This window comes from Flavobacterium sp., from assembly GCF_031422135.1.
In the GTDB taxonomy this organism is placed as follows: Bacteria; Bacteroidota; Bacteroidia; order Flavobacteriales; family Flavobacteriaceae; genus Flavobacterium.
This window is the reverse complement of record NZ_JANOQD010000018.1, coordinates 1-6,986: the sequence shown is the minus strand read 5'-3', so window position 1 is coordinate 6,986 and position 6,986 is coordinate 1. Positions and strand designations below refer to the sequence as shown.

Annotated in this window: 6 protein-coding genes and 1 pseudogene; 4 read left to right on the top strand and 3 right to left on the bottom strand. The window is 34.4% G+C overall.

From position 1 onward, the window contains the following. Positions 1–452 precede the first annotated feature (452 nt). The 4 genes and pseudogenes from thrS (at position 453) to rplT (ending at position 3,887) form a co-directional block, all read left to right on the top strand. On the top strand, positions 453–2,399 hold the full coding sequence (gene thrS / locus RMO70_RS03055) for a threonine--tRNA ligase (RefSeq protein WP_310554952.1): 1,947 nt from the start codon (positions 453–455) through the stop codon (positions 2,397–2,399). A 23-nt stretch (positions 2,400–2,422) separates the two neighbouring features. Beyond that, positions 2,423–2,962: pseudogene (gene infC / locus RMO70_RS03050) on the top strand (translation initiation factor IF-3); the annotation flags it as partial. 219 nt (positions 2,963–3,181) lie between these two features. Beyond that, complete coding sequence (gene rpmI / locus RMO70_RS03045) at positions 3,182–3,379, top strand: 50S ribosomal protein L35 (protein WP_022827375.1); 198 nt, start codon at positions 3,182–3,184, stop codon at positions 3,377–3,379. Positions 3,380–3,542: 163 nt separating this feature from the next. Continuing rightward, on the top strand, positions 3,543–3,887 hold the full coding sequence (gene rplT, locus RMO70_RS03040; protein ID WP_309609658.1) for a 50S ribosomal protein L20: 345 nt from the start codon (positions 3,543–3,545) through the stop codon (positions 3,885–3,887). Between the two features lie 158 nt (positions 3,888–4,045). Here the strand turns inward: rplT and RMO70_RS03035 are convergent, their stop codons facing one another. The 3 genes from RMO70_RS03035 to RMO70_RS03025 all read right to left on the bottom strand — a co-directional run bounded on the left by RMO70_RS03035 (position 4,046) and on the right by RMO70_RS03025 (position 6,771). Further along, complete coding sequence (locus tag RMO70_RS03035; RefSeq protein WP_310554951.1) at positions 4,046–4,855, bottom strand: hypothetical protein; 810 nt, start codon at positions 4,853–4,855, stop codon at positions 4,046–4,048. A 92-nt stretch (positions 4,856–4,947) separates the two neighbouring features. Then, positions 4,948–5,790: an isoaspartyl peptidase/L-asparaginase gene (locus tag RMO70_RS03030; protein WP_310554950.1), complete on the bottom strand. Its 843-nt coding sequence runs from the start codon at positions 5,788–5,790 to the stop codon at positions 4,948–4,950. A gap of 108 nt (positions 5,791–5,898) precedes the next feature. Further along, positions 5,899–6,771: a cyanophycinase gene (locus RMO70_RS03025; RefSeq protein ID WP_310554949.1), complete on the bottom strand. Its 873-nt coding sequence runs from the start codon at positions 6,769–6,771 to the stop codon at positions 5,899–5,901. Between the last annotated feature and the right edge of the window lie 215 nt (positions 6,772–6,986).

Here is a 6,986-nt window from a genome sequence, read left to right as displayed (position 1 = left end):
ACAGAATGATGAACACTCAAAAGGTTTTATATCAAGACATTATAATAAGTAAATAAAAGAACACCTCAAAATCTTTTTTTTAACGCTTTGGTTTTCCGTAAGTTATACTACAAAGTTTTTTAACTCTATATATGTATTGTACATTCGAACGCAAAGGATAGCGATTTAAGAAATCAAATGCAAAGATGCAATCGGGGTTTCTCTAAACCATATAAGATATTAAAGTACATTGAAATACTATAATAATGTAGTTAGAATCTCCCTTGCGTGAGGGATTGAAGTGAAAAGCCCACAGCCTGACAAAGGAAGTGCGAGGACTTGTAACGAAAAACCCGACCTGAGGAGGAACGACGATAGGGCACGCCCTGAAAAATTAAATTTAAAAAACATACCTTATATATATTGTATGTTTTTTGTGAAACTGCTATATTTGCGGTCACAAAATTATAATGATGATTAAGATTAGTTTGCCTGATGGTTCGATAAAGGAGTTTGAAAGTGGCGCAACGCCTATGGATGTTGCGTTGAGTATTAGTGAAGGATTGGCTAGAAACGTGATTTCGGCTAGTTTTAATGGTACGACGGCGGAAACATCGACGGAATTGACTACCGATGGTTCACTCGTATTATATACTTGGAACGACAAAGATGGTAAAAAAGCATTTTGGCATTCAACTTCGCATGTTATGGCGCAAGTTTTGGAAGAAATGTATCCTGGTCTGAAACTGACTCTTGGTCCTGCGATTGATAATGGATTTTATTATGATGTGGATTTTGGGGAAAATAAGATTATTGAAGCCGATTTCAAGAATATTGAAGATCGTATTTTAGAGATTTCACGTGAGAAACACGAATTTAAATTGCGTTCGGTTTCGAAAGCGGATGCTTTGACGTTATATAAGGATAACGAATACAAGACGGAATTGATTTCGAATTTGGAAGATGGCACAATTACTTTTTGTGATCATGCTACTTTTACAGATTTGTGTCGTGGTGGACATATTCCAAACACGGGAATAATTAAAGCTGTAAAGATAATGAGTATTGCTGGTGCTTACTGGCGAGGAAATGAAAAAAACAAACAGTTGACTCGTGTTTACGGAACATCGTTCCCGAAACAAAAAGATTTGACTGAATATTTAGAATTGCTCGAGGAAGCAAAACGTCGTGATCATAGAAAATTAGGAAAAGAGTTGGAATTGTTTGCCTTTTCGCAAAAAGTAGGTGCTGGTTTACCATTATGGTTGCCAAAAGGTGCTGCTTTGCGTGACAGATTGGAACAGTTTTTGAAAAAAGCACAGAAAAAAGCGGGTTATGAGCAAGTGGTTACGCCGCATATTGGTCAGAAAGAATTGTATGTAACTTCGGGACATTATGCTAAATATGGCGCTGATAGTTTTCAGCCGATAAATACGCCTGCTGAAGGCGAAGAGTTTTTGTTGAAACCTATGAACTGCCCACATCACTGTGAAATTTACAATACAAAACCTTGGTCGTACAAGGATTTGCCAAAGCGTTATGCTGAATTTGGCACTGTTTACAGATACGAACAAAGTGGTGAATTGCATGGATTGACTCGTGTGAGAGGTTTTACGCAAGATGACGCACATATTTTTTGTACTCCGGATCAATTGGATCAAGAGTTTAAGAATGTTATTGATTTGGTTTTGTATGTTTTTGGTTCACTTGGATTTGAGAATTTTACGGCTCAAATTTCGTTAAGAGATCAAGAAAATAGAGAAAAATATATAGGTAGTGATGAAAATTGGGAGAAAGCTGAAAATGCAATTATCAATGCTGCTGCTGACAAAGGATTAAAAACTATTGTTGCTTATGGTGAAGCGGCTTTTTATGGTCCGAAATTGGATTTTATGGTTAAAGATGCTTTGGGAAGGCAATGGCAATTGGGAACAATTCAGGTGGATTATAACTTGCCGGAGCGTTTTGAATTGACTTATAAAGGTTCTGATAATGAACTGCATACACCAGTTATGATTCACAGAGCACCTTTTGGAAGTATGGAACGATTTATTGCTATTTTGATTGAACATACAGCAGGAAATTTCCCACTTTGGTTGATGCCAGAACAGGCTATAATATTGTGTTTGAGTGATAAATATGAAATTTATGCTAAAAAAGTTTTAAATCTGCTAGAAAATCACGAAATTCGCGCCCTGATTGACAACAGAAATGAGTCGATTGGTAGAAAAATACGTGATGCTGAAATGCAAAAACTCCCGTTTATGCTGATCATAGGAGAGGAAGAAGAGAAGAATAACACCGTCTCTATTCGTCGTCACGGACAGGAAGGAAAAGGAAATAGTACGGTTACAATAGAAGAATTTGCTAGAATTGTAAACGATGAAATAAGCAAAACGCTAAAAACATTTGAAGTTTAACTAAAAAATTAAGAGCCATAGCAATTAGAAACAGTAGAGGTTACCAGCCTCGAGTAGAAAAAAAAGATGAACACAGAATAAATAATTTTATTCGCGTTCCAGAAGTACGTCTTGTAGGAGATAATGTAGAGCCAGGAGTTATTAAAACTTCGGAAGCTATGAAACTTGCCGACCAACTAGAATTGGATTTGGTTGAGATTTCTCCAAACGCAGAACCGCCTGTCTGTAAAATAATGGACTATAAAAAGTTCGTATATATGCAGAAGAAACGTGAGAAGGAACTGAAAGCAAAATCTACTCAGATTGTAGTAAAAGAAATTCGTTTCGGTCCACAAACTGATGAGCATGATTATGAATTTAAAAGAAAAAATGCGGAGAAGTTCCTAAAAGAAGGTTCAAAATTAAAAGCATTTGTATTCTTTAAAGGTCGTTCGATTATCTATAAAGATCAAGGACAAATCTTATTATTAAGATTGGCTACAGATCTTGAAGAACACGGAAAAGTGGAAGCTATGCCTGTTCTGGAAGGAAAAAGAATGATTATGTTTATTGCTCCGAAAAAAGGTAAAACTTCTCAACCAGCTGCTAAGTCAAAAGAAAGTCAGCCTAGACCGCCAGTTAAAAGTATAGAAGTTCCGCCTAGCCAAGATAGCGAAGCAAAAGAATAACAAATAGACGATAGCTAATGGCTTCGTAAAAATATAAAAAAAGATGAATGACAGCAGATTGCTTCGTTCCTCGCAATGACAGTAAGTAAGAATAAATTAAAAATCTAGGAAAAAATGCCTAAAATGAAAACCAAATCTAGCGCCAAGAAACGATTTAAAGTTACTGGTTCTGGAAAAATTAAGAGAAAACACGCTTTTAAAAGTCATATTTTGACTAAAAAGTCTAAGAAACGTAAATTAGCTTTGACACACTCAGCGCTAGTTCACAAAACGGATATGAAAAGTATCAAACAACAATTAAGAATAATATAGTTGATGAGTTTGGGTTGATGGTTGACGGAATAATTTCCAACAACTAACAACTAATTACCAACTACCATTCTTAGGTTAAAACAATTTTAATAACCTTGGAGTATGGCCATTAAGTGCTTTTGATTAAATTCAAGCCGCCTGCTACAAAAAAAATGTAAAAATTATGCCAAGATCAGTAAATTCAGTTGCTAAAAGAGCAAGAAGAAAAAAGATAATGAAGCAAGCCAAAGGTTTCTTTGGTCGTCGTAAAAACGTTTGGACAGTTGCGAAAAATGCAGTGGAGAAAGCAATGTGCTATGCTTACCGTGATAGAAAAGTAAATAAGAGAAATTTCCGTTCGTTGTGGATTCAACGTATTAACGCTGGAGCTCGTTTGGAAGGAATGTCTTATTCACAATTCATGGGACAAGCTAAAAAACACAATATCGAATTGAACCGAAAAGTTCTTGCAGATTTAGCTATGAATCACCCAGTAGCTTTCAAAGCTGTACTTAATAAAGTAAAATAAACGTTTTATCAACAAGATTTAGAATTACTTACTATAGAAAATCCCAGTCGAAAGATTGGGATTTTTGTTTGAAATCATAATTTTAATTTTTATGTGTTTGGTTTGTCCGTTAAACAACCTTTTTATTTTAGGTATGAATACGGGACAAGTATAAATTATTAAGGTTCATCACATTCCACATCATTAGATATAAAAAGCCTTAGATATTCATTATACAAAATATCTGTTCTGCTTAAAATTTCACATTCTTTTGTAGTCTTTATTGCGTAGTTGCTCCAACCAAAGGTGAATAAATCCATTTTTGCATATTCTAAACATCTATCAGAATTTAATCTGCTTTGGAATTTTTCCTCAACATATTCAGGGGAACCATTTTTTGCTTTCTGCTCATCATTCAATACTCTCCAAGCAGAAATTATTTTTAAACTATCCCTAGAGGCTAAAGCATCAACATAAATTTCTGCTTTTGAATCATAATTTGTCTGTGTTAAAATTGCGGAATTTGAATAAGCAAAGTAGGCTGTTTTTTGATGCTCATAAAATGATTTTAACTCTTTTAGTTTTAGCTTTTTTATATTTTGCCAATAAGCTAAATCAACAATTTCTAAATTTTCAAGTTCTCTTTTTCTTTTAGAATACTCTGTTTCGAGTTTTTCAATAGGTTCTAGCTTTTCGTTTAAATTGAATTTTGGATAACCATCAAAATCTATATAAGCACTAGTTGAAAACCAAAGTTTATGGGTATCTCGAAGCTGTTTTTTTGAATATTTATTTGTATCAAAATTACTATTGATTACACAAAGCTCGGTAAACCATTTTAAAGTGTCACTATTTATTTTAGTTGTTGGATTATTTGATAAGCTATTTGATAATTTATTTGGTTTTGGATTGGATTTTTTTTCTTTTTGACAGGAAATTATATTGAAACATAACAATACCGAAACAATTATTATAATTAACTTTTTCATACATTTTCTTTTAAACTAGATTAAGAAACTAACATAATAAATTAAAATTGAGTTGTATTAATTTATTTTTGAATCGTTTGCGAAAATAATTTCTAAATAAAAACCTCAAATTCATCCCCATCAAAACTGGCAAAAACCATACTTGGATGCGAATCTTGGTGAAACATATTCCCATTTTTATCAATTGCAATAGCTCCTGCAAAACCATCGTAAGGTTTTAACTCGTCGAAAGTTTTCTTAAAGGCATTCTCTAAAGTAAAACCATCAGTTACCCGAGTTACAATTTTGGATGCAGTAGCATTACTCACGATGTCCTCACCTACTCCTGTCAAACTTACACCACAAAAGGCATTGGCATAATTTCCAGCTACTGTTGCCGAATCCGAAATACGTCCTACTAGCTCAAAACCTTTTCCGCCAGTTGAAGTAGCTACAGCAATTTTTCCATTACTATCTAAAGCCACGCAACCCACAGTTCCTGTTCCTAACGATTTTAGTTTAGCCTCATATTCTGCTCTACGTTGTGGAATTTCTGTCGAAAAAACACCAAATCCTTTATTTCTTGCATAATTAGTTGCCCCGCTCCCTCCCAAAACTCGATCGTCCTCTTGCATTAAAACCTGAGCGACTTGAATTGGGTTTTTGACTTCTTCAATGTTAATTACACCACTCATTTTCTGAGTTTCTCCATCCATAACGGCTGCTGACATTCTTATTTTTCCATCACTTTGTATTTGTGAACCAATACCCGCATTAAACAATTCATCATCTTCCAATTGCGAAACCGCAAAAACCACCGTTTCCAAAGCAGAATGGGAATGCAAAAATTCGTAGGAGGATTTTACAATTCGCTCCAAAGCGTTTTGTTTTGCCACTTTTGTTTCGTGATTGGTTGCGGATTCCGAGAAAAAACCACCATGGATTATTAATTTCATATCACTATTAAATTACAAAGAACACAGATTTTAGAAATTTTTAAAATTTCTAAAATCTGTGTTCAAAATGAATATTTTTTTAACTTTTATACAACCTTAAACACAATACTAAACGTATTGCGAACTTTGAATTGTCATTTTATAACTACTTAAATCAAATGTGTCATACTTACTCATCACGTGCGTAATCAGATTATTTATCGAAATGGGCTGACCCAATTCCACTTCGGTCAAATTAGTGTCCTTAATTTGTCGGCCATCAACTAATATTACAAGACCAGAACCAATAGCTTCCATTTTAGAATTATTAGTAATCAGCAATCCTGTATCTTCACCCAAACCAATTCCTAATGTTTTTGGGTTTCCTACAACCGCTTGAAAAAGTCTTCCAATTCGACCCCGTTGTACAAAATGGGTGTCAATAATCACATCATCAATCAATCCTAAACCAGAAGTGATTTTAACTTCACCTTTCAGCAAAGCTTCCGAGCTACTGCCTTGATAAATCATATTATTGGAAGCAGCAGCAGCACCAGCAGAAGTGCCAGCATATATAAAATCCTCGTTATTGTACTTTTCTAACAACAAATCGTGAAACGGTGTACCACCAAGAATCGAAGTCAATCTCAATTGATCGCCACCAGTAAACATAACCACATCAGCCGCTTTCAATCTTGCCACAACTTCAGGATCCATAGCTTGTTCCCGACGTTCAATGTTCAAAATATCAACATTATTTGCACCTAAATAGCTTAAGGCTTTCACATATTCTGGCCCAATTTCTTTTGGAATTTTAGAAGCCGTCGTAATCACCTCTATTCTGGATTGCTCTTTATACTTTGACTCATTGAGAATTCTTTTCAAAATTCCAGTCTCAAAAAAGTTTAAATTCTTTGCTGCATTCTTATCCAAGTCCGTTTCTGTAAAACTTCCTTTATCAACCGCACCACCTATTATAATTAATTTTCCACGTATATTCATTTGGTAAAAATAACCAAAAAGTTAAATAAAGCAAATCTATTTTCTTTTTTTGAAGTAAAACTTATTGCATACTTTTCAACAATTGTTCCGCTATCCTCTAAATCTTTCATTTTTTGTTGCCTTCGATCACTTCAATAAGTTCAGTGCGACACCTTAGGTAACAAAAAAACAAAAGGATATTGCGAAACTTGTCTCGTTAACAAAACGAGATTGGG

What these genes read in the sequence shown, in the direction of transcription:
- thrS (WP_310554952.1), top strand. Translation starts at nt 453, where the DNA reads ATGATTAAGATTAGTTTGCCTGATGGTTCGATAAAGGAGTTTGAAAGT.
- RMO70_RS03035 (WP_310554951.1), bottom strand. Translation starts at nt 4,855, where the DNA reads ATGAAAAAGTTAATTATAATAATTGTTTCGGTATTGTTATGTTTCAAT.
- rplT (WP_309609658.1), top strand. Translation starts at nt 3,543, where the DNA reads ATGCCAAGATCAGTAAATTCAGTTGCTAAAAGAGCAAGAAGAAAAAAG.
- RMO70_RS03025 (WP_310554949.1), bottom strand. Translation starts at nt 6,771, where the DNA reads ATGAATATACGTGGAAAATTAATTATAATAGGTGGTGCGGTTGATAAA.
- RMO70_RS03030 (WP_310554950.1), bottom strand. Translation starts at nt 5,790, where the DNA reads ATGAAATTAATAATCCATGGTGGTTTTTTCTCGGAATCCGCAACCAAT.
- rpmI (WP_022827375.1), top strand. Translation starts at nt 3,182, where the DNA reads ATGCCTAAAATGAAAACCAAATCTAGCGCCAAGAAACGATTTAAAGTT.